This window comes from Xanthomonas sp. 3307 (assembly GCF_014199735.1).
GTDB lineage: Bacteria > Pseudomonadota > Gammaproteobacteria > Xanthomonadales > Xanthomonadaceae > Xanthomonas_A > Xanthomonas_A rydalmerensis.
This window is the reverse complement of sequence record NZ_JACHOG010000005.1, coordinates 1-24,971: the sequence shown is the minus strand read 5'-3', so window position 1 is coordinate 24,971 and position 24,971 is coordinate 1. Positions and strand designations below refer to the sequence as shown.

22 protein-coding genes and 2 tRNA genes are annotated in these 24,971 nt (G+C 69.2%); 14 read left to right on the top strand and 10 right to left on the bottom strand.

Going from position 1 to position 24,971, the window contains the following annotated elements; genetic code table 11:
* Positions 1-64 precede the first annotated feature (64 nt).
* The 4 genes from pstC to phoU all read left to right on the top strand — a co-directional run bounded on the left by pstC (position 65) and on the right by phoU (position 3,592).
* Entirely contained in the window at positions 65-1,039 is a 975-nt protein-coding gene (gene pstC / locus GGR64_RS13100) for a phosphate ABC transporter permease subunit PstC (protein WP_167087804.1), read from the top strand.
* Between the two features lies 1 nt (position 1,040).
* Positions 1,041-1,907 carry a phosphate ABC transporter permease PstA gene (gene pstA / locus GGR64_RS13095; RefSeq protein ID WP_184646402.1) on the top strand — a complete coding sequence of 289 codons (867 nt, stop codon included), beginning with the start codon at positions 1,041-1,043 and terminating at the stop codon, positions 1,905-1,907.
* Positions 1,908-1,926: 19 nt separating this feature from the next.
* Complete coding sequence (pstB, locus tag GGR64_RS13090) at positions 1,927-2,754, top strand: phosphate ABC transporter ATP-binding protein PstB (protein ID WP_160965748.1); 828 nt, start codon at positions 1,927-1,929, stop codon at positions 2,752-2,754.
* Positions 2,755-2,881: 127 nt separating this feature from the next.
* On the top strand, positions 2,882-3,592 hold the full coding sequence (gene phoU / locus GGR64_RS13085) for a phosphate signaling complex protein PhoU (protein ID WP_160945842.1): 711 nt from the start codon (positions 2,882-2,884) through the stop codon (positions 3,590-3,592).
* 261 nt (positions 3,593-3,853) lie between these two features.
* Here the strand turns inward: phoU and GGR64_RS13080 are convergent, their stop codons facing one another.
* The 4 genes from GGR64_RS13080 to GGR64_RS13065 form a co-directional block, all read right to left on the bottom strand.
* Positions 3,854-4,660 (bottom strand): oxidoreductase, encoded by an 807-nt coding sequence (locus GGR64_RS13080; protein WP_184646400.1) that lies wholly within the window; start codon positions 4,658-4,660, stop codon positions 3,854-3,856.
* Between the two features lie 35 nt (positions 4,661-4,695).
* Positions 4,696-7,767: an efflux RND transporter permease subunit gene (locus tag GGR64_RS13075; protein ID WP_184646398.1), complete on the bottom strand. Its 3,072-nt coding sequence runs from the start codon at positions 7,765-7,767 to the stop codon at positions 4,696-4,698.
* A complete protein-coding gene (locus GGR64_RS13070) occupies positions 7,764-8,873 on the bottom strand; it encodes an efflux RND transporter periplasmic adaptor subunit (protein ID WP_184646396.1) in 1,110 nt (369 codons plus the stop codon). The genes GGR64_RS13075 and GGR64_RS13070 overlap by 4 nt, the downstream gene beginning before the upstream one ends.
* A gap of 78 nt (positions 8,874-8,951) precedes the next feature.
* Positions 8,952-9,569 carry a TetR/AcrR family transcriptional regulator gene (locus GGR64_RS13065; protein WP_160965740.1) on the bottom strand — a complete coding sequence of 206 codons (618 nt, stop codon included), beginning with the start codon at positions 9,567-9,569 and terminating at the stop codon, positions 8,952-8,954.
* Positions 9,570-9,655: 86 nt separating this feature from the next.
* On the opposite strand from GGR64_RS13065, the gene GGR64_RS13060 reads away from it, so the two are divergent.
* The 7 genes from GGR64_RS13060 to GGR64_RS13030 all read left to right on the top strand — a co-directional run bounded on the left by GGR64_RS13060 (position 9,656) and on the right by GGR64_RS13030 (position 14,944).
* Positions 9,656-11,125, top strand: coding sequence for an efflux transporter outer membrane subunit (locus GGR64_RS13060; protein WP_184447493.1), 1,470 nt, complete (start codon positions 9,656-9,658; stop codon positions 11,123-11,125).
* A 153-nt stretch (positions 11,126-11,278) separates the two neighbouring features.
* A complete protein-coding gene (locus GGR64_RS13055) occupies positions 11,279-11,674 on the top strand; it encodes a hypothetical protein (RefSeq protein WP_160965736.1) in 396 nt (131 codons plus the stop codon).
* A complete protein-coding gene (locus GGR64_RS13050; RefSeq protein ID WP_160965734.1) occupies positions 11,661-12,506 on the top strand; it encodes a DUF692 domain-containing protein in 846 nt (281 codons plus the stop codon). The genes GGR64_RS13055 and GGR64_RS13050 overlap by 14 nt, the downstream gene beginning before the upstream one ends.
* A complete protein-coding gene (locus tag GGR64_RS13045) occupies positions 12,503-13,249 on the top strand; it encodes a putative DNA-binding domain-containing protein (protein ID WP_184646394.1) in 747 nt (248 codons plus the stop codon). Before GGR64_RS13050 ends, GGR64_RS13045 begins: the two co-directional genes overlap by 4 nt.
* Before the next feature lie 41 nt (positions 13,250-13,290).
* Positions 13,291-13,944, top strand: coding sequence for a ribonuclease T (gene rnt / locus GGR64_RS13040; RefSeq protein ID WP_160965730.1), 654 nt, complete (start codon positions 13,291-13,293; stop codon positions 13,942-13,944).
* A gap of 108 nt (positions 13,945-14,052) precedes the next feature.
* Complete coding sequence (locus GGR64_RS13035) at positions 14,053-14,385, top strand: low molecular weight protein tyrosine phosphatase family protein (protein WP_184646392.1); 333 nt, start codon at positions 14,053-14,055, stop codon at positions 14,383-14,385.
* Positions 14,386-14,515: 130 nt separating this feature from the next.
* Positions 14,516-14,944 carry a hypothetical protein gene (locus GGR64_RS13030; protein ID WP_326520334.1) on the top strand — a complete coding sequence of 143 codons (429 nt, stop codon included), beginning with the start codon at positions 14,516-14,518 and terminating at the stop codon, positions 14,942-14,944.
* Positions 14,945-15,027: 83 nt separating this feature from the next.
* On the opposite strand, the gene GGR64_RS13025 is transcribed toward GGR64_RS13030, so the two are convergent.
* From GGR64_RS13025 to GGR64_RS13005, 5 genes are all read right to left on the bottom strand, one after another.
* On the bottom strand, positions 15,028-17,937 hold the full coding sequence (locus GGR64_RS13025; RefSeq protein WP_326520343.1) for a diguanylate cyclase: 2,910 nt from the start codon (positions 17,935-17,937) through the stop codon (positions 15,028-15,030).
* A gap of 701 nt (positions 17,938-18,638) precedes the next feature.
* Positions 18,639-19,385: a 23S rRNA (guanosine(2251)-2'-O)-methyltransferase RlmB gene (gene rlmB, locus GGR64_RS13020; RefSeq protein WP_184447488.1), complete on the bottom strand. Its 747-nt coding sequence runs from the start codon at positions 19,383-19,385 to the stop codon at positions 18,639-18,641.
* A 300-nt stretch (positions 19,386-19,685) separates the two neighbouring features.
* A complete protein-coding gene (locus GGR64_RS13015; protein ID WP_184646388.1) occupies positions 19,686-20,156 on the bottom strand; it encodes a GFA family protein in 471 nt (156 codons plus the stop codon).
* A gap of 66 nt (positions 20,157-20,222) precedes the next feature.
* Entirely contained in the window at positions 20,223-22,649 is a 2,427-nt protein-coding gene (rnr, locus tag GGR64_RS13010; RefSeq protein ID WP_184646386.1) for a ribonuclease R, read from the bottom strand.
* 140 nt (positions 22,650-22,789) lie between these two features.
* Positions 22,790-22,874, bottom strand: a tRNA-Leu gene (locus GGR64_RS13005).
* Positions 22,875-23,227: 353 nt separating this feature from the next.
* Between GGR64_RS13005 and GGR64_RS13000 the strand changes: the two genes are divergently transcribed.
* Both GGR64_RS13000 and GGR64_RS12995 read left to right on the top strand, forming a co-directional pair.
* Positions 23,228-23,683 carry a VirK family protein gene (locus GGR64_RS13000; RefSeq protein WP_184646384.1) on the top strand — a complete coding sequence of 152 codons (456 nt, stop codon included), beginning with the start codon at positions 23,228-23,230 and terminating at the stop codon, positions 23,681-23,683.
* A 95-nt stretch (positions 23,684-23,778) separates the two neighbouring features.
* Positions 23,779-23,863 (top strand) — tRNA-Leu (locus tag GGR64_RS12995).
* A 74-nt stretch (positions 23,864-23,937) separates the two neighbouring features.
* Here the strand turns inward: GGR64_RS12995 and GGR64_RS12990 are convergent.
* A complete protein-coding gene (locus GGR64_RS12990) occupies positions 23,938-24,135 on the bottom strand; it encodes a hypothetical protein (protein WP_048491806.1) in 198 nt (65 codons plus the stop codon).
* A gap of 251 nt (positions 24,136-24,386) precedes the next feature.
* On the opposite strand from GGR64_RS12990, the gene GGR64_RS12985 reads away from it, so the two are divergent.
* Positions 24,387-24,734: a helix-turn-helix transcriptional regulator gene (locus GGR64_RS12985; protein ID WP_160965714.1), complete on the top strand. Its 348-nt coding sequence runs from the start codon at positions 24,387-24,389 to the stop codon at positions 24,732-24,734.
* Positions 24,735-24,971 lie beyond the last annotated feature (237 nt).

Here is a 24,971-nt window from a genome sequence, read left to right as displayed (position 1 = left end):
CGGCCACCCCCGCCGCGGCCACGATCGGATCGCGCCGCCGCGCGCTCCGACACATACCGAGCCCATGAACGCCACCGTCATTCCCGAAGCGATCACTGCGCCCCGCGGACGCGACCTGCGCGACGCCCGTGCCGACCGTCTGTTCCGCTGGATCCTCACCGCCACCGTCGTGTTCGTCCTCGTCGCCCTGGCCAGCGCGGCGCTGTCGATGCTGTGGGGCGGCCGCCACGCCCTGCAGATGCAGGGCCTGAGCTTCTTCTATTCAAGCGAATGGAATCCGGTCGAGAACAAGTACGGCGCGCTGGCGCCGATCTACGGCACCCTGGTCACCGCCCTGATCGCGATGCTGATCGCGGTGCCGGTGAGCTACGGCATCGCCTTCTTCCTCACCGAGGTGTCGCCACGCTGGCTGCGCGGCCCGATCGGCACCGCGATCGAACTGCTGGCCGGCATCCCGTCGATCATCTACGGCATGTGGGGCCTGTTCGTGCTGGTGCCGGTGATGACCGAGTACGGCACGCCGTGGCTCAACGACCACCTCGGCACGCTGCCGCTGATCGGCCCGATGTTCCAGGGGCCGCCGCTGGGCATCGGCCTGCTCACCGCCGGTTTCGTGCTGGCGATCATGGTGATCCCGTTCATCTCCTCGGTGATGCGCGAGGTGTTCCTGACTGTGCCGACGCGGCTGAAGGAATCGGCCTACGCGCTGGGCTCGACCAAGTGGGAAGTGAGCTGGGACATCGTGCTGCCCTACACCCGCTCGGCGGTGATCGGCGGCATCTTCCTGGGCCTGGGCCGCGCGCTCGGCGAGACCATGGCGGTGGCGTTCGTGGTCGGCAACACGGTGCGGCTGTCGCCCTCGCTGCTGGAGCCGGGCACCACCATCGCCGCGCTGATCGCCAACGACTTCGGCGAAGCCACCGAGACCTACCGCTCGGCGCTGCTGCTGCTGGGCTTCGTGCTGTTCATCGTGACCTTCATCGTACTGGCGATCGCCCGCCTGATGCTGGCGCAACTGTCGCGCAAGGAGGGCAACTGAGATGGCCGCCGACGTCGCCCACCGCCTGTACAACCGCCGCCGCGTGATCAACGTGTTCGCGCTGCTGCTGTCCTGCCTCACCGCGCTGTTCGGGCTGGTGTTCCTGGGCTGGATCCTGTGGACCCTGCTGGCCAAGGGCATCTCCGGCATCAACCTGGACCTGTTCACCCGCATGACCCCGCCGCCGGGCGAAGAAGGCGGCCTGGCCAACGCGTTCTTCGGCAGCGCGGTGATGTGCGGCCTGGCGCTGCTGATCGGTACCCCGCTGGGCGTGGCCGCCGGCACCTGGCTGGCCGAATACGGCAACGCGCGCAAGACCGGCCAGGTGGTGCGCTTCGTCAACGACATCCTGCTCTCGGCGCCGTCGATCGTGCTCGGCCTGTTCGTGTACACGCTGTACGTGATGCAGACCGGCGGGCGCTTTTCGGCCATGGCCGGTGCGCTGTCGCTGGCTTTCATCGTGCTGCCGGTGGTGGTGCGCACCACCGACGAGATGCTGCGCCTGGTGCCGGCGCAGATGCGCGAAGCGGCCCTGTCCTTGGGCATTCCGCAATGGAAGGTGACCATCCAGGTGCTGTACCGCAGCGCTTCGGCCGGCATCGTCACCGGCGTGCTGCTGGCGCTGGCGCGCATCAGCGGCGAGACCGCGCCGCTGCTGTTCACCGCGTTCGGCAACCAGTACTGGAACAACAACATCATGCAGCCGATGGCGAGCGTCCCGGTGGTGATGAACTCCTTCGCCGGCAGCCCCTACCCCACCTGGCAGCAATTGGCCTGGTCGGGCGCCCTGGTGCTGACCGTGTTCGTGCTGCTGGTCAGCCTCGGCGCCCGCGGCATTCTGCGGCGCTACAAGACATCCAACGATTGAGCCCCCTATGGACCCGGCCATGAACGATCACCACAACGCCGCACCGATGCATCGCATCGCCATGCCCCACGGGCACACCGCACTGGCGCCGTCGCCGGTCAAGATCGCCGCGCGCGGCCTGGACTTCTACTACGACAAGTACCACGCGCTGAAGAGCATCAACCTGGAAGTGCCGGAGAAGCGCGTCACCGCGCTGATCGGCCCGTCCGGCTGCGGCAAGTCCACCCTGCTGCGCATCTTCAACCGCATCTATGCGCTGTACCCGAAGCTGGAGGCACGCGGCGAAGTGATGCTGGACGGCGAGAACATCCTGTCGCCGAAGTACCCGATGAACCGCCTGCGCAGCAAGGTCGGCATGGTGTTCCAGAAGCCGGTGCCGTTCCCGATGACCATCTTCGAGAACGTCGCCTACGGCATCCGCCACCACGAGAAGCTGTCCAAGGCGGACATGGCCAACCGCGTCGAGCACGCGCTGCGCCAGGGCGCGCTGTGGGACGAGGTCAAGGACAAGCTCGGGCAGAGCGCGCTGGGCCTGTCCGGCGGCCAGCAGCAGCGCCTGTGCATCGCCCGCGCGGTGGCGCTGCGTCCGGACGTGCTGCTGCTCGACGAGCCGACCTCGGCGCTGGACCCGATCTCGACCAGCCGCATCGAGCAGCTGGTGGAAGAGCTGAAGACCGACTACACCATCGTCATCGTCACCCACAACATGCAGCAGGCCGCGCGCGTGTCCGACTACACCGCCTTCATGTACCTGGGCGACCTGATCGAGCACGACCGCACCGAGATCATCTTCTCGCAGCCGAACAAGCAGCAGACCGAAGACTACATCACCGGCCGTTTCGGCTGAGCCGCGGCCGCCGCTGCCTCGCCGCAGCGGCCGCGCCCGCCGCCCTTCGGGCGGGCGTCCGGCGACGCCAGCACCGCAGCGCCAGGCATGGCCGCGGCGACACCAACGCATCTATTGGACCTACGACATGAACACTCAGCCCAACGAGCACATCGTGAAGAGCTACGACGAAGAACAGCATCGCCTCGCCGCCGAGATCGTGCGCATGGGCGAAACCGCGGTGGCGCAGTTGGAAGCGGCGCTGGACGTGGTCGAACGCCGCGACGACAACGCCGCGCTGCGCATCGTCGTCAACGACGAAGCGATCGACGCGCTCGAGCACTCCATCAGCCATGACGTGATGCGCCTGGCGCTGCGCGGGCCGATGGCGCGCGACCTGCGCGAGATCCTGGCCGGCCTGCGCATTCCCGCCGACGTCGAACGCATCGGCGACTACGCCGCCAACGTCGCCAAGCGCTCGATCGCGCTGAACATGTCGCCGCCGATGCCGCAGACCCTGGGCCTGCGCCAGCTCGGCAAGCTCGCCGCCGAACAGGTGCGCGCGGCGCTGGCCGCCTACCAGCACAACGACGCCGACGCCGCGCTGCTGGTGCGCCAGGGCGACGCGCAGCTCGATGCGCAGTACACCGCGCTGTTCCGCGAGCTGCTGACCTACATGATGGAAGATCCGCGCAATATCACCCCGTGCACGCACCTGCTGTTCATGGCCAAGAACCTGGAGCGGATCGGCGACCACGCCACCAACATCGCCGAGAACGTGTGGTTCCTGGTGCACGGCGACCAGCCGCTGCCGCCGCGCGACAAGCGCGACGAAACCAGTTCCACCAGCGGCATCTGAAGCGTCGCGGGCGGACCGGCCGCGCGCCGGTCGCCGCCCTCGCCTTTCCCCGGCTCCGTGCGCGTCGCGGAGCTTCTTCATTGCAGCATGGCATGAGGCCATGGCACGGCCGTGGCGCATGGCGCCTCCGTCCTGCCGCTACGCACGCGGGCGGCTCGCCTCTGGACGTGACAGCGATCGACGGCATCGCGAATGGCGGCCGTCTGCCGCCGGCCCGCGTTTGCGCCAGCCGCGCCGCCTGCTGCAGGCGCGATGGACGCGTCAGCGCAGCCCGAAGGTCCGCCTGAGCCCTTTCCCGAGCGGACCTGCGGGCAGGAAGCGGCGCAGCTTGGCCAGAAGCGCAGCCTCGCCGCGGGGCGTGTGGCGCATCTTCCATGTGCCCAGGGCGGCGTCGAGAATCGCGTCGACGACGCCGTCCGGCGCCGGCGCGTCCTGCACCTTTTGCCGGATGGCCTTCGACACCGTCGCACGTTCCTCGCCGTAGGCCGGGATGCTGGCCACGGCCTGGGGGCCGTTGAGCTCCAGGTTGGTCCTGGTGAAGGACGGCTCGACCAAGGACACACGGACGCCGAAGCGGCGAACTTCGTGATCCAGGGTTTCGGACAACCCCTCCACCGCATGCTTGGAGGCCGCATAGACCGCCATGTAGGGCGCGGGCAGAAAGCCCAGCACCGAGCTGACGTTGACGATCCGGCCGGACCGCCGCTCGCGCATGTGCGGCAGCACCGCCTGGATCGTGCGCAACAGGCCGAACAGGTTGGTCTCGAACACGGCCTGGGCCTCGACCACCGATGTTTCCTCCAGCGCACCGATCAAGGTCACGCCGGCACTATTGACCAGCACATCGATCGTGCCGGCTTGCGCGACGACGTTGCCGATCGCCCGTTGCACGGAGGCGTCGTCGCGCACATCCATTTGCACGAGCACGACTCCCGGCAACGCCTGGGCTTTTTCGAGATCGCGTACGGTTCCGAACACGCGGCACCCCCGCTCGGCGAAGGCCATGGCGGCGGCGCGCCCGATGCCCGATGAAACGCCGGTCACGACAACGACCGTGGAATTCGACATGGCAGTTCCTTTCCTGTGGCGATAGAGGGCGACGGTCAGCGCTGTTGCACAGGCGCTGGCTTGATCTTGAACCAGATGGCGTACATGGCCGGCAGGAACACCAGCGTCAGCACCGTGCCGGCCAGCGTGCCGCCGATCAGGGTGTAGGCCAGCGTCCCCCAGAACACGGAATGGGTCAGCGGGATGAAGGCCAGCACCGCCGCCAGTGCCGTCAGGATCACCGGCCGCGCGCGCTGCACGGTGGCCTCGACCACGGCATCGAACGGACTCAAGCCGTCGCGTTCGTTGTGATGGATCTGCCCGATCAGGATCAAGGTGTTGCGCATCAGAATGCCCGACAGCGCGATCAGCCCGACCAGCGCGTTGATGCCGAACGGCTGCTGGAACAGCAGCAAGGTCGGCACCACGCCGATCAAGCCCAGCGGGCTGGTGGCGAACACCATGACCATGGCCGCGATCGAGCGCACCTGCAGAATGATGATGAGCAGGGTCAGCGCAATCATGATCGGGAACAACGGCAGCATCGCCGTCGTGGCCTTGGCCGATTCCTCGATGGAGCCGGCCTGTTCGACCCGATACCCGGACGGAAGCGCCGCGACGATCGGCTGCAACTGTTTCAGGACCGCGGTGGACACGTCCGGGGGTTGCAGCCCGTCGGCGATGTCGCCACGCACGGTGATGGCCGGGGTGCGGTCGCGGCGGCGCAGGATTGGATCCTCCATCCGCACCTCGACCTGGCCCACCTGCGACAGCGGGATGCGTTGCCCTGCCGAACCGACCAGGGTGAAGCCGCCGATCTTCGCAGGATCCAGGCGGATGTCGCCCGCCGCACGGCCGACCACCTGCACCGACCGGATATCCTCGCGCACCTCCGTCAACGGCACTCCGCTGAGCAGGAACTGCAGTTGCACGGCGACCGAATTGGAGGTCAGGCCGATCGCCTGCAGGCGCTCCTGATCGAGCGTGAAGTGCAGGGTCGGCACGCGCGTGCCCCAATCGGTGTTGACCGTGCGCAGCATCGGACTGGCGCGCATCACGCCTTCGACGCGATGCGCGATCGCACGCAGCGTGTCCGGGTCGGGTCCCATCACCCGATAGGCCACCGGAAACGGCGACGGTGGGCCGAACACGATCTGGGTGACGCGCACCCGCGCTTCGGGCACCAAGCCGTCGGCCACGGCGCGGCGCAGCCTGACCTTGAGGGCTTCCCGTTCCTTGTCGTCGCCGGCCAGCGCCACGACCTTGGCGAACGAGGGATCGGGCAGTTCCGGCGCCATCGCCAGGAAGAACCGCGGGGCACCCTGGCCGATGTAGGCCGTCACGATCCTGGCTTCCTTCTGTCGCGCCAGCCACGCTTCGACCTTCGCCGTCGCGGCGCTGGTCTGCGCGATGGATGTGCCGTAGGGCACCTGCACTTCGACCAGCACTTCCGGCCGGTCGGAGGTCGGGAAGAACTGCTTCTTGACCAGGCCCATGCCGACCACCGCCAGCACGAACGTTCCAAGCACCGCGCCGGCCACCAGCCACTTGCGGGCAATGACGCGGCCGAGCACCTGGCGGAAACGGTTGTAGCGAGGGGTGTCGTAGATGGCGGCATGCCCGCCCTCGATCTTCTGGATCTCCGGCAGCAGCTTCACGCCGAGGTAGGGAGTGAATGCCACCGCCACCACCCAGGACACGATCAGCGCGATGCCGACGATCCAGAACATGTTGCCGGTGTATTCGCCCGCGGTGGAGCGCGCGAACCCATTGGGCATGAAGCCGATGGCGGTGACCAGCGTGCCGGACAGCATGGGCGCGGCCGTGTGGCTCCAGGCGTAGGCGGAGGCCTTGATGCGGCTGTAGCCCTCCTCCATCTTCACCACCATCATTTCGATGGCGATGATGGCATCGTCGACCAGCAGGCCCAGCGCCAGGATCAACGAGCCGAGCGTGATGCGGTCGAAGTTCTTGCCGGTGGCCGCCATGATGACGAACACCGCCGCCAGGGTCAGCGGCACCGCTGCCGCGACCACGACGCCGACGCGCCAGCCCATGCTGAGGAAGCACACCACCATCACCACCAGCAGCGCGACGAAGAACTTGACCATGAACTCGTCGACCGCCGCGCGGATGTTCACCGCCTGATCGGTCACCTTGTCCAGGCGCATGCCCAGCGGCAGTGCCGCATTGATGCGGCCGACCTCCGCTTCCAGCGCCTTGCCCAGGTCGAGCCCGTTCCAGTCGTCGCGCATCACCACGCCCAGCAACAGCGCCGGCTCACCGTTGTTGCGCACCAGGAAAGTGGCCGGATCTTCGTAGCCACGCTCGACCGTCGCCACGTCCGACAGCTTCAATGTGCGGCCCTGCGCCACGATGGGCGTGCGGCGGATCTTGTCCAGCGTGTCGAGCGCACCGTCGAGGCGAACCACCACCTGCGGCCCCTGGGTCTCGATGGAACCGGCCGGCGTCAACGCGTTCTGGCCGTTCAGCGCAGCGAAGATCTCCTGCGGCGTGACCCCCAGCGTCGCCAGGCGGTCGTGCGAGAACGACACGAAGATGCGCTCGGGCTGCTCGCCGATGATGTTGACCTTCTTCACCCCGGGCACGTGCAGCAACTGCTGGCGCAGCGCCTCGGCATCGCGCACCAGCAGGCGCTGCGGTTCGCCCTTGGCCTTGAGCGCAAACAACGCGAAGGTCACGTCCGCATACTCGTCGTTGAGCATCGGCCCGATGACCCCGGCCGGCAACTTCCCGGCCTCGTCCCCCAGCTTCTTGCGCGCCTGGTAGAACTGCTCCTGGACTTGCGACGGCGGCGTTCTGTCGAGCAGCGACAGCATCGTGACCGCCAATCCCGGACGCGTATAGGTGTCCGCCCGGTCGTACCAGCGCAGTTCCTGCAGGCGCTTTTCCAGCGGCTCGGCGACCTGGTCCTGCATCTCCTGCGCGGTCGCGCCCGGCCAGGCGGTGACGACCGTCATCTGCTTGATCGTGAACGGCGGGTCTTCCGCGCGCCCGAGCTGGAGGAACGCGACGATCCCCGCCACGGAAATCAGGAAGATCAGGAACAGGGTGATCGAGCGCTCGCGGACCGCGAGCGCGGACAGGTTGAAACGCCCCTCGCTCATGGACGCGCTCCGACCGCGACCGCCGTGGCCTGCTCGATCGGCCTGACGATCTCGCTGGCATGCAGGAGATGCGCGCCCAGCGCCACCACCCGATCGCCGGCCCTGAGCTTGCCCGCCACCTGCACGGTGTCGTCCGCCATGCCGAGGACCTGCACGGGTCGCCAGGCCGTCCTTGCCGGCGTGCCCTCGATCACCCAGACACCCGGACCCTTGCCGGCGTCGAACAACGCGCCGATCGGCACCTGCAGGGCCTGCGAAGCATCGTCGCGGCCGGCGAGGTGCACGGTGACCGTGGCCCCGAGCGGCGCCTGGGCGAGCGCTCCGCCGAGCACGTAGCGGGCTTCGTACGTCCGCGTCGCTGGATCCGATGCATCCGACAGCTGGCGCAGGGTCGCCGGTACTGCCGCCTGCCGGTCGCCGCCGTACAGGGTCGCCTGCGCGATCGACCCGAGGGTCGGCCGCAACGTCTCGGGCAGATGCACGAGGGCTTCGCGCTGGCCCGCCCGCGCCAGACGCACGACCGGTTGCCCGGCACTGACCACCTGGCCGGGCTCGGCGAGCGTCTCGACCACCACACCATCCGCATCGGCCAGCAGCAGCGCGTAAGCGGACGCGTTCCTGGCGACGTCGGCCTGCGCCTCGGCGGCCTTCAGCTGCGCCTGTGCCGCGTCGGCGGCGGCCTTGATCTGCGCGTAGGCGGAGGCGGAAACGGCGCCCTCGGCGACCAGGTCGCGATAACGCGCCTCGTCCTCGGCCGTCTGCCCGGCGCGCGCTTTCGCTGCCGCCACCGCCTCCTGCTGTGCACGTGCCTGCAGGCCGAGATCGACCGGATCCATGCGCATCAGCGGCTGCCCACGCCTGACGTTCTGTCCGGTATCGACCAGGCGTTCCAGCACCTTGCCGGGCACGCGGAACCCCAGGTCGCTCTGGATTCGCGCCGCCACCACGCCGGAGAACGACTGCGAGGACGCCGCGGCCGCGTGCACCACCGCGACACGGACATGCGGCGCCTCGGTGCGCGGATCGGCGGAGTGATCGTTACCGCATGCGGTCAGGACAAGCGGGAACAGACAGACGACAGGTAAAGCGAACCGGCGCCGACGCATGGGAACCCTTATGAGGAAGAACTGGCGCCCCCATTCTTTTACTTGTGACCAAATTAGTCAATAGTCACAGAGACTCAGCTAAGGCGCCAGGCTCCGCAGGATCAGGCTGGACAACTGCGTCGTCGCATCCGCGACGTTGTCCAGGTTGTGCTGCAGCAACAGCGGATTGACGTATGGGCGCATGACCAGATAGATGGCGTTGACCGCCTCGTCCAGCGGGGTCTTGCGTTCGAATTCCCCCGCTTCGCGGCCATCGCGCACGATCTGCAGCACCAGCGCCTTCAGATGGGCCTCGTAGGCGCCGACCGCCGGCCACGACTCGCTGGCGGAGGTGGCGGCGAGGTCGTAGAGCTTGCGCTCCTGGAAGAACAGGTGGCTGCCGGCTTCCGCAAGCGCCTTGAACATCCGGCGCAGACGCTCCGCCGCCGCGGGAACATCGGCGACGGCGGCGTCGACCGCCACCATGATCGCGCTCAGACGATTGGAGCAGATGACCTCGCCGATCGCCTGCTTGGAATCGAAGAACTTGTAGATGTAGGCCTTGGAAAACCCGATCGCCTTGGCCAGCTCGGACACGGTGGTCTTGCCGTAACCGTAACGGCCGAAATAGTCGGTCGCCGCCTCGACGATCTGATCGCGGACGTCATGGTCCGAAGGTCCCCGCAGTTGCGGCGCAGACGTGTGTGCTTTGCTCATTTTCGAAGCTTACGTAAGCCGCTCCAGCTTGACAACGAGTGACCATTTAATAATATGGTCACGACCTGCCAAGCCCAAGGCCCCGCATGCTGCCCCGCCGCTCTCTCGCCCCGCTCCTCTGCGCCAGCGTGCTGGCAGGTTGCGCTGTCGGCCCGGACTATCACCGACCCGATGCGCCGGTGCCTGCTCGCTACCTGGGCAAGGCGGCAACGGACCGCGGCGATGGCGCGCCGGCTGCCGATCTGGCGACGTGGTGGCAGGGCTTCGACGATCCCTTGCTGACCCACTTCGTCGGGCTGGCGATCGACCAGAACCTCGACATGGCCCAGGCCGCGGCCCGTGTTGCCCAGGCACGCGCCGCGCTGGGTGCCACCACGGCGACGTTGCTGCCGTCGGCGCAGATCAGCGGCTCGGCCGCGCGTGCCTATCAATCGGTCCAGACCCCACTCGGTCAGGTCCTTGCGGCCACGCCGGGTTTCGATCGCTGGGGCAATGCGGAGGAGGCCAACCTTGGCGCAAGCTGGGAGATCGACCTGTTCGGCGGCCTGCGCCGCGGCCGCGAGGCGGCGCTGGCCGATTACCAGGCCGCGCATGCCGGTGCCGCGGCAACGCGGCTGGCCGTGGCGGCGCAGACCGCGGACCTCTACATCGCCATCCGTGGCTTGCAGACCCGCCTGGCGATCGCCGAGCGACAGGTACAGATCCAGCGCGACCTGGTGGCGAAAGTGCAGCGCCTGTACGACAAGGGACTGGCCGCCGATTACCAGCTCCGGCAGGCAGAAGGCGCGCTGGCAGGCGTGCAAGCGACCGTTCCCGCGCTGCAGACCGGCCTCGAAGCCGCCATGAACGCACTGGATGTGATGCTGGCCGTTCCGCCGGGAACGCATCGCGGCGAACTCAGCGCGCTCGCGCCGATTCCCTCGCCGCCACGGATCGCCGACATGGGCTCGCCCGCCGATCTGCTGCAGCGACGCCCGGACCTGATCGTGGCCGAACGCCGGCTCGCGGCGAGCAATGCGCGCATCGGTGCGGCGATCGCGGCGTACTACCCCACGTTTTCGCTCAGCGGCCTGCTGGGAAGCGCCACGGCGATTTCCGCCGGCCATCTGTTCGACGGCGGCGCGAACCAGGCGTCGGCCGTGTTGGGCCTGCGCTGGCGGCTGTTCGACTTCGGCCGCATCAACGCGCAGATCGCGCTCGCCAAGGGGCAGGATGCGGAAGCGCTGGCCGCCTACCGCCAGGCCGTTTTGCGCGCGACCGAGGACGTCGAGAACGCCTTGTCTGCCGTGCTCAACCGAGGCGAACAGAGCGCGAGGTTGACGCAAGGCGAAGCTGCGCTGTCCCGTGCCAGGCAGTCCTCGTTCGCGGCGTATCAGCACGGGACCGCGAGCCTGATCGAGGTGCTGCAGGCCGACGCGACGCTGCTGCAGGCATCGGACGCGAGAGCCCAAGCGCAGGCCGACGCGGCGCATGCCGCCGTGGCGGCGTTCAGGGCACTGGGAGGCGGCTGGCAGCCCGTGCCCTCCGTCCCACCTGCAGCGACTGCAGCACGCTGAGGCGCGACTGCGCCGCGCGCGCCAGCACGGACAGCGTGCGCGGCGCAGCGACCGCATGTGCAATGCGCTTTGCCGCGGGCGAGCCGCAGCGGGTAGGCTTGGCCCAGCGCCGGCCGCCGCGGCTGGTGTCATCCCATCGCCAGGAGCCTGCCCATGTCCAGATCGCCCCGCCCGTCCCCTGCCCTCGCCGGTGCGGTCCTGCTCGGCGGCATCGGCCTGTCCGCCTCCGCCCTGGCCATGACCGATCTCGCCCAGGGCTATGCGCTCGGCGCGCAGGCTGCCGTCACCCCGCCGCAAAGCACCGAGGCGACCGCGCCGGCAACGCCCGCGCCACCGGCGCAGGCCAGGCAGGCCGCCGATCCGGCCAAGGCCAGCGAAGGCGGCTGCGGCGCCAAGGCCGGCGACGGCAGTTGCGGCGCGCACGCCCCGGCGGCGACGCCGGCCAAGCCCGAGGCGGCCGCTGGCGCCGCCACGCCCCAGGCCAAGCACGACGACAAGGCCATGGCCGAAGGCAAGTGCGGCGAGGGCAAATGCGGTGGCAGCCTCTGAACCGAGCCCCCTTGCTGCGGCCAGCGCCGGCCTCGGGCTGCGTCGCGGCTTGCTGCCGGAACTGCTGCAAGCACCAACCGATGCGTTCGATTTCCTCGAATGCGCGCCGGACAACTGGATCGGCGTCGGCGGCCGTCCCGGGGAACTGCTGCAGACGCTGAGCGCGCGGCATCCGCTCAGCTGCCACGGCCTGTCGCTGTCGCTCGGTGGCGTGGCCGCGCTGGACACCACCCTGCTGCTGCAGACCCGGCACTTCCTCGACCGGCACCGGGTCGCGTTGTACAGCGAACACCTCAGCTACAGCGCCGACGACGGCCAACTCTACGAACTGCTGCCGCTGCCGTTCACCGACGAAGCGGTGCGCCATGTCGGCGCACGCATCGCCCAGGTGCAGGACGCGCTTGGCCGGCGCATCGCGGTGGAGAACGTCTCCTACTACGCCGCGCCCGGCCAGGCGATGAGCGAAGCCGCCTTCGTGGCCGCGGTGCTGGACGAGGCCGACTGCGACCTGCTGCTGGACGTCAACAACGTGCACGTCAACGCCAGCAACCACGGCGACGACGCGCTGGCCTTTCTCGCCGCCATGCCCAGCGCACGCATCGCCTCGTACCACGTCGCCGGTCACCGCGACGACGCCGCCAGCGGCCTGAAGATCGATACCCACGCCGCGCCGGTGACCGATCCGGTGTGGACCCTGCTCGCCGCCGCCTATCGCCTGCACGGCGTGCGTCCGACCGTGCTCGAGCGCGACGGCCAGTTCCCGCCGCTGGGAGAACTGCTGGACGAAGTGCAGCGCATCCGCAGCGCGCAGGCGCAGGCGCCCAGCGCATGAGCGAGACCCTGCGCGCGCAGCAGTTCGCCCTGACCCGGCATTTGCGCGATCCGCAGCGATACCCGCCGCCGGCCGACATCCCACCGCAGCGCCTGGCGGTGTACCGCGCCCTGTTCTTCGACAACCTGGCGCACTTGCTGGGCGGCCAGTTCCCGGTGCTGCGCGCCACCCTCGGCGACACCGACTGGACGGCACTGCTACGCGCGTTCTGCGCCGAGCACCGCGCCCGCACGCCGCTGTTCCCGCGCCTGGGCGGCGAACTGGTGGCGTTCCTGGAGCAGCGCGCACCCGATCCGGAGCGTCCGTGGCTGGCCGAACTGGCGGACTACGAAACCGTGGAACTGCAGGTGCAGATCGACGACGCCGCGCTGCCGCCGCACGATCCGCACGGCGACCTGCTCGACGGCATCCCGCTGCTGTCGCCCTGGCTGCGCCTGCTGCGCTACCGCTGGCCGGTGCAGCGCATCGGCCCGGCCTGGCAGCCGGACGCGGCGCCGGCGCAGCCGACCTGCCTGCTGGCGCGGCGCGAGGCCGACGGGCAGGTGCGCTTCGCCGAACTGGCGCCGCTGGCCTACGCCGTGCTGGCGGCGCTGCAGCCCGGCACGCGCAGCGGACGAGCGCTGCTGCTGGACCTGGCCGCCACCCACGGCCTGGCGCCGGCCGCCCTGCTGCACGAAGGTGCGGCACTGCTGGAACGGCTGCGCGCGCAGGGCAGCGTGCTCGGCACGCGCATGCCGGGATGACGCCGCGGCGGCCGGCGGCCGCGCTCTGCTAACCTTGGCCGATGAACGATTCGGTCGACAGCCCCTCGCAACCCCTGGTCATCACCCCGATGTCGCGGCGTTTCCGCGGCTATCTGCCGGTGGTGGTGGACGTGGAAACCGGCGGTTTCGACTGGAACAAGCACGCGCTGCTGGAGATCGCGGTGGTGCCGATCGAGATGGACGATTTCGGCCAGCTGTATCCCGGCGTCACCGCCAGCGCGCACGTGGTGCCGGCGCCCGGCACCCTGATCGATCCCAAGTCGCTGGAGGTCACCGGCATCGTCCTTGACCATCCGTTCCGCTTCGCCAAGCCCGAACGCGAGGCGCTGGACCACGTGTTCGCGCCGGTGCGCGCGGCAGTGAAGAAGTACGGTTGCCAGCGCGCCATCCTGGTCGGCCACAACGCCCATTTCGACCTCAACTTCCTCAATGCCACGGTCGCCCGCTGCGGCCACAAGCGCAATCCGTTCCACCCTTTCAGCGTGTTCGACACCGTCACCCTGGCCGGTATTGCCTACGGCCAGACCGTGCTGGCGCGCGCGGTGCAGGCCGCCGGTTTCGACTGGAACGCCGCCGACGCGCACAGCGCGGTCTACGACACCGAGCAGACCGCGCGCCTGTTCTGCAAGATCGCCAATGCCTGGCCGGCCCCGCCGGTCGCCGCGGCGCCATGAGCCGCGTCGCGCCTTGCGCGGCACACGCGCGACGCCGTCGTGTTGGCCCGGCGGCATTGCGCCCGAACGGCTGGTGATAGCGCCGCACGCACGCCGGCAGCGCGCCGCATGACCCGCAACGTGCTATTCGTCTGCAGCCGCAATCGGTTGCGCAGCCCCACCGCGGAACAGGTGTTCGCCACCTGGCCCGGCGTGGAGACCGCCTCGGCCGGCATCGACCACGACGCGGACACCCCGGTCACCCCGGAATTGCTGGAGTGGGCGGACATCGTCTTCGTCATGGAACCGACGCACCGCGCCAAGCTGTCGCGCCGGTTCAAGCGCCACCTCGGCCGCGCACGCATCGTCTGCCTGAACATCCCCGACGACTTCGCCTACATGGATCCGGCGCTGGTGCAGCTGCTGACCGCGAAGGTATCGCGCCACCTGCCTGCGCGCTGATCCTGCGCTCGCTCGCCGGCATCCAGCGCGTCCGCGCATCGGCATCAGCGATGCGTGCACGTACAAAGACCCTGTTCTTCCACAAGACAAGGCGCATCATGGCGGACGTGCCCCGCGAACGATCCACCCAGTGAACACGACCGACGCCCTGTCCTTCCTGCGCGCGCATCAACCGATGCCCGACGACGACCAGCTCACCCAGGAGCTGATCGACGCCTACGACGCGGCGAGACGGCTGTTTCTCACCGCTCCCGAGCACGCCGCGTTGCCGCTGTTCCTGCGCTCCTTCGGCAACGGCGATGGCTGGGGCGTCTACCCGCTGGTCGAGGACGTGTTCCTCGCCTGCGACCGCGCAGACGCCATCGCCGCGATCCGGGAGGCGCTGGACGATCCGGCGCTACCTGACGGTAGCCGCTACTGGGTCACGCAGTTGGCCGCCGCCTTTGCGGATCCGACCTTGCGCGAGGGGCTGGCCCTGTCGTTGCGGTCGGAACAGCCAGACATCCGCGAGGCAGCGCAGATGGCGCTGGAGATGCTGGACCACCACGCCACACGCTGAACCGCGCGCCTGCGATGCACACTACAAAGCAGAACGACAACACCCTAGAACGACAGCGCCCAGCCGCATGCCCGGACGCGTGCTCAGCCCACGCACACCCGATCGCGCCCCATGCCCTTGGCGCGGTACAGGGCCCCATCGGCGCGTTCCAGCCACTGGCTCGGCGTCTCGTCCGGGCGTAGCGCGACCAGACCACCGCTGAAGGTGACGCGCAGCGCGGGCGCTTCGGGCGCCCACTGCAGGCGCGCATGGAACAGGTCGCGTAGGCGCGTGGCCAGGCGCTCGGCATCGGCCAGCGGCGTGTCGCCGAGCAGCACCGCGAACTCTTCGCCGCCCAGGCGCGCCGGCAGGTCGGAGGCGCGGCAGGCGCTCAGCAGCAGCTGCCCGACCTCGCGCAGCACCGCATCGCCGGTGGCATGCGAATAGCCGTCGTTGATCTGTTTGAAGCGGTCGATGTCCATCACCAGCAGGCACAGCGGCGCGCCGCTGCGTTGCGCACGCTGCATGCTGTGCACCAGCACCTCGTCGAAGTGACGCCGGTTCGGCAGGCCGGTCAGCGCATCCTCGTGCGCCAGGCGCTCGAAGGCGGTGGCCTGGCGCTGCAGTTCCGCCAGCAACTGGCTCTTCTCGGCATCGGCCTGCAGCAGGCGCTCGGTCTGCAGCCGCAGCGCGCTGGTGCGCCGCTCCACCAGCCTTTCCAGGCGCAGCGCGCGACGCTTGTAGCGCGCGATCATGTAGCGGTACAGCAGCACCAGCGTCAGCACCAACAGCGCCACGGCCGCCGCCTGCACGCTGTGCCGCTGCCACCACAGCGGCGCCACGCTGAAGTGCCAGACCGCCTCGCGGGTGCTCCAGGCGCCGTCCGGGTGCGCCGCGGCCACGTGCAGCGTGTAGTCGCCCGGCGGCAGGCCGATGAACTCCACGCTGCGCTGGTTGCCGCGGTCGATCCAACCGCTGTCCAGGCCGTCGAGCCGGGTGCGGTAGCGGATGCGCTCGGGCAGCAGATAGCTCAAGCCGACATAGGACACGCTGATGCGCTTGGCACCAGGCAGCTCCGTCTTGTTCTGCCAGGGAAAGGGCTGGCCATCCAGCAGCACGCTCTCGATCGCCGCCGGCGGCGGCACGCGATCGCGGAAGCGGGCAAGGCGTCGCGGATCGACCGTGCTGACGCCGCCGGCGGTGACCAGCCACACCGTGCCGTCGTGGCGCAGGATCATCGACGGCCCGGAACTGCCGTTGCCCTGGGCGTTGGACATGCCGTCGATCTCGTCGTAGCGGTTCACCTGCAATCGTGCCTGGCGGCCGTCGGCGACTGCGTTCAGCGCCGCCACCGTGGTGCGCAACACGCCGCGGTTGCTGCTGATCCAGACGTTGCCGAGGCGATCGCGGACCAGTTGGAACACCGCATCCACTGGCATGCCCTGCTCCAGTCCGACGCGCGCCAACTGGCCGTCGCGGTCGCGGTGCAGGCCGCGGTCGGTGGAGATCCACATGTCGCGGCCCAGCGCCTGGAATCCGAACACGGTGCGCGCGCCGCCCAGCGGCTCCAGCGCCAACTGCCGCACCCGGCCGTCGCGCAGCACCGACACGCCTTCGACCGAGCCGATCCACAGCGCCCCATCGACGCTGGCCAGGGCCGTGATCAGGCCATGCGGCAGGCCGGGCACGTCCGGCGCGGACAGCCGGTCGCCGTCGATGCGCATCACCCCGCTGCGCGTGGCGACCCAGACCGTGCCGGCCGCATCGACGCTGAGCGCGCGCACCTGCCCGTTGGGCAATCCCTCGCGCGTTCCGTAGTGGCGCACGACGCGGCCGTCGCGCAGGCGGTACACGCCGTCGGCATAGGTGCCCATCCACAGGTCGCCGTCGAGGCCGCGCGCCAGGCTCAGCACCGATGGCGCGTCGCGCAGTGCGACCGGGGCGATCCGTCCGTCCGGTGCCATCCGGTCCAGGCCGGCGGCGCTGCCGATCCACAGCGCGCCATCCGGGGTCTCCAGCAACGCGCGCACGTAGTCGCCGCTGAGCCCGTCGCGGCGGGTGTAGCCGGCGAACAGGGTCTCGCGCAGGCGGAACAGGCCGCCATTGGCGCCGATCCAGATACTACCCTCGGCATCCTGCAGCAGGCTGACGATGCGCCCGTTGGGCAGCACGTCGCCCGGCAGCATGCGCTCGATGCCGTGCGCGCTGATCCGCAGCAACCCCTGGTTCTCGGTGCCCAGCCAGATCGCGCCGTCGCGGTCGAGCAGCATCGAGGTGAAATGCCCATAGCCCGGCAGGTGCTGCACCAGCACCGCGTGCTCGCCCTGCAACCGATACAGATTCTCCCCGGCCACCAGCCACAGCGAGCCGTCCGGCGCGCGATACGGCCAGGCCAGCCCCGGCAGACCGAAGGCGGCCGGCGCGCGCCGCAGCACACCCTGCGGGTCGCGGTACAGCAGGCCGTCGAGACTGCCGATCCAGAGCCGCCCCTGATCGTCGGCGGCAAGCTGCGGAAAGCTCGCCGCCAACGGCAGATCGCGCGGCGCCGGTTGGTAATCGAAGCGACCGTCCGGCCACAGGCAGCCCAGACCATTGCCCTCGAACAGCAGCCACATGCGGCCGTCGCGGTCCTGGGTCATGGCGTGGATCAGCGCATGCGGCCAGCCCGGCGGCTGCCGCCAGAAGCGCCAGTGGCCGGCCGCATCGTGGCGGCCGAGATTGCCGCGCGAATCGCTGAGCCACAGCGCGCCGGCACGGTCCACATACAGCGAGCCCACGCCGTTGTCGGGCAGGCCCGGGCGGGTACTGCGGTCGATGACGGTGAAGTCCAGGCCGTTGTAGCGCACCAGCCCTTCCCAGGTGGCGAACCACAGGCGGCCGTCCGGGGTCTGCGCCAGATCGCGCAGGGAGTTGTGCGGCAAGCCGTTGCGCGAAGTCCAGGAATCGATCGCGTAGTCGCGTAGCGGCGGCACCCCATTCGCCGCGCCGTCGGCGGCGACGGCGCGCCAGGCCACGCCCAGCGCCAGCAGCAGGACCAGCAGCACCGACCATGCGCGCGCCCAAACGCACCCGCGGTCGCGTGCGAGCGCCGCGTTCCCCCTCCCCCTGGCAACGTTCACTGTGCCGACCCGATCCGACGCAGGCGGGGCGCGACAGGACCCTGGCGCGGGGTGCCAGAGTCAAAAGGACGGGGGCGACACAGACTCATTACCGGAGCGGAACACGGGACGAGCGCCCATGGTAGGCAAAAAAGCGGCGCTGCGGGTGGAGGCGGTAGCAGACACAGGAAAAAGGACGCGTGAAGATTGCGTGGCGGTTAAGCCGGGGCGGGTTGCAGAGGGCATCGCCGACGGGGCTCGATAGCAGAGCGTTCCTTCTCCCACCGGGAGAAGGTGCCCCGAAGGGGCGGATGAGGGTACGGGCGAAGCCTTGCGTCGGCCTGATACGCGAGGGCTTCGCCCCGTACCCTCACCCCAACCCCTCTCCCGGCGGGAGAGGGGCTTCGGGCTCCTGGCGCCCCGCGCTCCCTTCTCCCGCCGGGAGAAGGTGCCCCCGCAGGGGGCGGATGAGGGTACGGGCGAAGCCTTGCGTCGGCCTGATACACGAGGGCTTCGCCTCGTACCCTCACCCCAACCCCTCTCCCGGCGGGAGAGGGGCTTTGCTCCCGATGAGGGAGCGCCAGTGGCGTCGTAGGCTGGCCGCGGCGGCGCCGCGCTCAGCCCATGCGCTGACGGACCGCCTCGAACAGGGTCACGCCCGCGGCGACCGAGACGTTGAGGCTCTCGATCTCGCCCGGCATCGGGATGCGCACCAGGCCGTCGCAGTGCTCGCGGGTCAGCCGGCGCAGGCCATCGGACTCGCCACCCAACACCAGTGCCACATTGCCACGCAGGTCCTGCGCGTACAGCGAGGTCTCGGCCTCGCCGGCCAGGCCGTAGATCCACACGCCCTGCTTCTGCAGCTCGCGCAGGCAGCGCGCCAGGTTGGTCACCGCCACGATCGGCAGGCGGTCGGCGGCGCCGGCCGAGGTCTTGCGCACGGTGGCGTTGACCGGCGCCGACTTGTCCTTGGGAATCACCACCGCGGTCACCCCTGCCGCCGCGGCGCTGCGCAGGCAGGCGCCGAGGTTGTGCGGGTCCTGCACGCCGTCCAGCACCAGCAGCAGTGCGCGGCCCTCGGCGGCGCTGACCAGACCTTCCAGTTCGCTCTCGGCCCAGGTGCGCGCCGCGGCGTAGCGCGCGGCCACGCCCTGGTGCCGTACCGAGCCGCCGACGCCGTCCAGCGCCTGGGTGTTCACCCGCCGCACGTCGATGCCCTTGCGCCGCGCGTTCTCCTCGATCTCCTGCAGGCGCGGATTCTTGCTGCCCGCCTCCACCAGCACCTCGCGCACGTTGTCCGCGTCGTTCTCGATCGACGACGCCACGGCGTTGACGCCGACGATCCACTGGTTCTGCTTGCTCATGAGGCGGGACTACGCGAAAGGAAAGCGGGCATGGTAGGGGTTGTGGCCGCTGGCGTCACACCTGGGGGCCGGGATTGGGGATTGGGGATTGGCAGAAGCGGCTTGCCCGCGATGTCCCACTTCCCGCAATGCCGGGCATGCATATCGCGGCGGCAAGACTACCGACGCAGCGCCGGACGCAGCGCAGCCTTGTGTGAAGGACTTCAGTCCCGACTGCAGGCGGCCTGAACCTCCTGCCCTCCCGCCTTTCGCGATCGATGGTTCTAGAACGCAGGGATCCCAAGCGCCGCCGATAGCGGCTCAGCCCGGCCAGCGCTCGGTGTCGTGGTCCGGATGCTGGCGCGACACGACATCGGCCAGGAACGGCGCGGCCGCCAGATCGCCCTCGGTGCGGGTCGCCGGCAGCCGATGCAGCGCATCCACGAACGGCAGCTTGGCTTCGATGCCGTACTGGATGGTCGGCGGCAGGGCCTCCGGCCGATCGAAGGCACCTGCGGCCACCGCGATGCCATCCGGCGCTTCGTAGGTGAGCGGCGTGCCGCACTCGGCGCAGAAGCCGCGCTGCACCAGGTTCGACGAAGCGAAACGCTTTGGCGCGCCGCGGGTCCAGATCAGTTCCGCACCGCGGGTGGAGACCAGCGGCGCGTAGTAGGCACCGAACGCCTTCTGGCACATCCGGCAGTGGCAGATCGAGGCATCGTGCAGCTGTCCACGGACGCGAAAACGTACCGCGCCGCACTGGCACCCGCCGCTGTACTGCTCCTGCTCCATCGCCGCTCCTCCCGTGCATGCGGGGCGGCGCAGCGGCGGTCGCCACGACCGCCGCGACGCACGCCGTCAGTACTTCTTTTTCTTGCGCTTGGCCGGTTGCCCGCGTGGTGGTGGCGGCGGCAAATCGTCGTGTGCCGATGAACCTTCCTCGACCAGCCGGAAGTCGATCTTGCGCTCTTCCATGCTCGCCTTCAGCACCACGATGCGCACGCGGTCGCCCAAGCGGAACTCGCGCCCGCGGCGCTCGCCGGTCAGGGTCTTGCGGGTCGCGTCGAACTGGTAATAGTCCTGCGGCAACTGGGTCACGTGGATCAGGCCGTTGACCTTGGACTGGTCCAGCTCGACGAACAGGCCGAAGCTGGTCACGCCGCTGACCACGCCATCGAACTGCCCGCCGACGTGCTTCTCCATCCACGCGGCGCGGTAGCGCTCGTCGACCTCGCGCTCGGCCTCGTCGGCGCGGCGCTCGCGCTCGGAGCACTGCAGCGCCAATGCCGCCATCTCGCGCGGCGCGTACAGGTACTTGTCCGGCGCGCCGCGGGTCAGCGCGTACTTGATCGCGCGGTGCACCAGCAGGTCCGGATAGCGGCGGATCGGCGAGGTGAAATGCGCGTAGGCCTCCAGCGCCAGGCCGAAGTGGCCGGCGTTGTCGGGCGAGTACACCGCCATGCTCTGGCTGCGCAGCAGCACCGATTCCAGCAGCGCCGCGTCCGGGCGCTCGCGCACCTTCTTCAGCAGCTTGGTGTAGTCGCCCGGCACCACCTTGCTCCACGCCGGCAGGCTCAGCTTGAACTCCTTGAGGAACTCCAGCAGGTCGGCGTACTTGGATTCCGGCGGGCGCTCGTGCACGCGGAACGGCGCCGGAATGTGCGTCTCCAGCAAGTAGCGCGCCGCGGCCACGTTGGCGGCGATCATGCATTCCTCGATCAGCTTGTGCGCGTCGTTGCGCACCAGCATGCCGGCCTGTGTCACCTCGCCGGTGTTGTCGAGCACGAAACGCACTTCGGAGGTCTCGAACTCGATCGCGCCGCGGCGCGCACGCGCTTTGGCCAGGATCTGGTACAGCTGATGCAGCCGCTCCAGCTGCGGCAGCACCGCCGCCACGTCCTTGCGCACCTGCGCGTCCTTCTCGCCCACCGCCTGCCACACCTGCTCGTAGGTGAGCCGCGCATGCGAGTTCATCACCGCCTCGTAGAAACGTGCGCCGGCCACCTCGCCCTGGCGATCGATCTGCATGTCGCAGACGAAGCACATGCGGTCGACCTTGGGGTTGAGCGAGCAGATACCGTTGGACAGCGTCTCCGGCAGCATCGGCACCACGAAGCCCGGGAAGTACACCGAAGTCGCACGCTTGACCGCCTCGGTATCCAGCGGCGTACCCGGACGCACGTAGTGCGACACGTCGGCGATCGCCACCACCAGGCGGAAACCGTCGGCGTTGGGCTCGCAGAACACCGCGTCGTCGAAGTCCTTGGCGTCGGCACCGTCGATGGTCACCAGCGGCGTCTGCCGCAGGTCCACGCGGCCCTTGGTCGCGGCAGGCTCCACCGTCAGCGGCACCGCCGCGGCTTCGTCCAGCACGGCCTGCGGGAATTCGTAGGGCAGCTCGTGGCCGTGGATCGCCGCTTCCACCAGCAGCGACGGGGTCAGCTTGTCGCCAAGCACCGCGATGATCTTGCCGATCGGCGGGCGCCGCGCGTCCGGCGCAGAGGTGAGTTCGCACACCACCAGTTGCCCGTCGCGGGCCTCGCCGACGGCGTCGGTGGGGATCTGCACGTTGCGCTGGATGCGCTTGTCGTCCGGCACCACGAAGGCGATGCCGGCTTCCAGGCTGAAGCGGCCGATCAGGCGGGTCAGGCCGCGCTCGAGTACGCGCGCGATGCTGCCCTCGCGGCGGCCGCGGCGGTCGATGCCGGTGACGTTGGCCAGCGCACGGTCGCCATGCAGCACCTTGCGCATCTCGTACGGCGGCAGGAACAGATCGTCGCCGCCTTCGTCAGGACGCAGGAAGCCGAAGCCGTCCGGATTGGCGATCACCACGCCGGGGATCAGGTTGGTCTGCTGCAGCGGCGCGTAGCCGCCGCGGCGGTTCTGCACCAGCTGTGCTTCGCGCAGCATCGCGCCCAGGCGCTTGCTCAGCGCTTCCTTGCGCGTCGGCTCGGTCAGGCCGAGCTGGTCGGCCAGTTCGTCCAGGGTCTGCGGGCCATCGCAGCGTTCGAGCAATTGCAGGATCGCCTCGCGACTGGCGATCGGCTGCGCATAGCGCTCGGCCTCGCGTGCGGCATAGGGGTCCTGGATCGGGGCGGCGGCATCGGGTGCGGCCGCCGGCGGTGGCGACGGCGGGTGCAGCGGTTGCAGCGGCGGCTTGGGGCCGCGGCGCAGGAAGCTGGGCATCCAGGCGGGCAGACGCGATTTCTTCGGCGTATCGGGGGTGGGCGCGTCGCTGGACGCGGATGTGCCGGGCTTGCCGGACTTGCTTTTGCGAGTTGTCATCCGTGCATGGTACTCCCATGCGGGTGGCCCCCACCCGAACCGGGTCGCGCGCCGGCGGCGAATGCACGCCCCAGAAACGACGAAGCCCGCGTCAGCGGGCCGGTCGGTGCGAGAGTTCAGCGCTCTCGCGATGTTGCCTGTGGTGCCCAGGAGAGGACTCGAACCTCCACGGTTTTACCCGCTAGTACCTGAAACTAGTGCGTCTACCAATTCCGCCACCTGGGCGCTGAAGGCCGCGAATTCTGCGGTGCCGCCGCGGCCTTGTCAACGCCTATTTCGCACCGGGTCGCGATCGACGGCATCGATGACGCGATCCGACCGCTGGATGCGGCGGCACCACGCAAACACCGGCTGCTGCGCAGCTGTGCACGTGCGCACGCTTCGGCGTCCCGCGAATTCGGCGGAAAACCGCATGCGCAATGCCGATTCCGACACAGCGCGGTCACAAACCGACCGGCTTCGAAGATGCGCCGTGACGGCGCCGGAAGTTCGCGATTTTGTCGGTTGACCCGGATCGGCGCCTCGCTAGTTTGCATCCGGCAATCCGTCGCCCTCCCCCACGCTCCGGAGCATCCCCCATGCACAGCCTGTCCGCCTCCCTGCTCGCCGCCGCCCTGTTCGCCAGCGCCAGCAGCGCTTCCGCCGCCACTGCCACTGCCGACGACGCCACGCTCGGCTCGCTCACCCAGATCCAGCGCGCCCTCGACAGCGGCGCCTCGGTCGCCGTGGCGATCGACCTGAGCCAGTGCACGCCCACCTCCGGCGGCGCCACGCCCAGCCAGACCCGCGGCGGCCTGCGCATCGGCGCCTACCGCGTCACCGCCGACGGCACCCTGTCCTTCGCCGACGACCATGTCACCGTCGGCCGCGACGGCAAGCCGATCCAGCAGTTCCTGCGCTACCAGGTGCATCCGGACAACACCGTGGACTTCACCATGTTCGTGTTCGCCCTGCCCAGCTACCAGCAGACCGGCAGCACCCTCGGCTATCGCTGCGCGATCAACCAGGGCCTGCGCTTCAACGTGGGCTACTGAGGTCGCGATCGATCGCACGCGACGGCGGTGCAACGCCGCTGTCGCAAAACGCTTGACAGCATCCGCCGCCACACGCACAATTCTCGTTCTGAGTTGCCCAGGTGGCGGAATTGGTAGACGCACTAGTTTCAGGTACTAGCGGGTAAAACCGTGGAGGTTCGAGTCCTCTCCTGGGCACCACGACCGACAGGTCGAGAAAGATCTCAAAACCCGCTTCGGCGGGTTTTTTGTTGGCTGCGCGCAGGCCGCGACGCTCAGCGCTGCGGCGGACGCAACGGACCGATGTCCACGCGCACGCCCTTCACCCACACCGCCACCTTGTAGGCACGGTAGCCCGGGTTGTGGCGTTCGGCCGCACGCGCGGCCAGGTAGGCATTGGCGGCATGCACCAGCACCTGCAAGGACGGCTCCAGTTGCGCGATGCGCCGGAGTCTCACCTCGTAGGTGGCCATGCGCCCTCCCCCACGCACCGGCAGGCGCCGCGTCGTGCCGCGATCGGCAAGCGCGGGGCGGCGGCGCACCGCGGCGCCGACACCCTCGTGTCCACAACGTCCATGTCCTGCATGCGCATCCTCGCGCGTCCGTACATTCCACACCGCGCAAGTATTGAATCTCCGAACAATTGGAGTCAAGCGTGGCTGTACGACAAGCCGACGGATGCTCCATATCTTGGTAGGCCCGCCGTCCCCCGAGGCCCACCGCGATGAATAGCTTCGGCGACCGTTTGCGCGAAGCCAGAAAAGCCGCCGGGCTCACCCAGGAACAGTTGGGCTTCGCGCTGGACGTGACCAAGTCATCGGTGTCGGCCTGGGAGAACGACCGCGAAACGCCGAGCTTTCGCCTGCTGCCGACGCTGCGCAACGTGCTGAATCGCTCGCTCGACGAACTGGTGTGCGGCGTGGGCCCGGGCAAGCGCGTGCAGGACCTGCCCTCCGACTATCCCTTGCTGGCCCAGGATGCGCAGGAGCGTGCGCTATTGGCACGCTATCGCAACGCGCCGCCGGGCCACCGCGAAGCCGTGCTGCAACTGCTCAAGCCCAACAGCGGTTGAGTCGCCCTGGCGGCGGTTGCAGCTTGCGGGCATCGCCAGTAACCAAGGAATGCCATTCGCAGGAGCGGCTTCAGCCGCGACAGGGCGTTATCGGTAACGCCTCGTCGCGGCTGAAGCCGCTCCTTGTATCTGGACCTGTCGTCCCTAAACAGGCGTCATGTCTTCCGACTGATCATCGGAGGAGGTGTGGGAAGTCCAGTCGCTCCTGAAGCTTAGAGCTTGCATCGTAGATCGGCT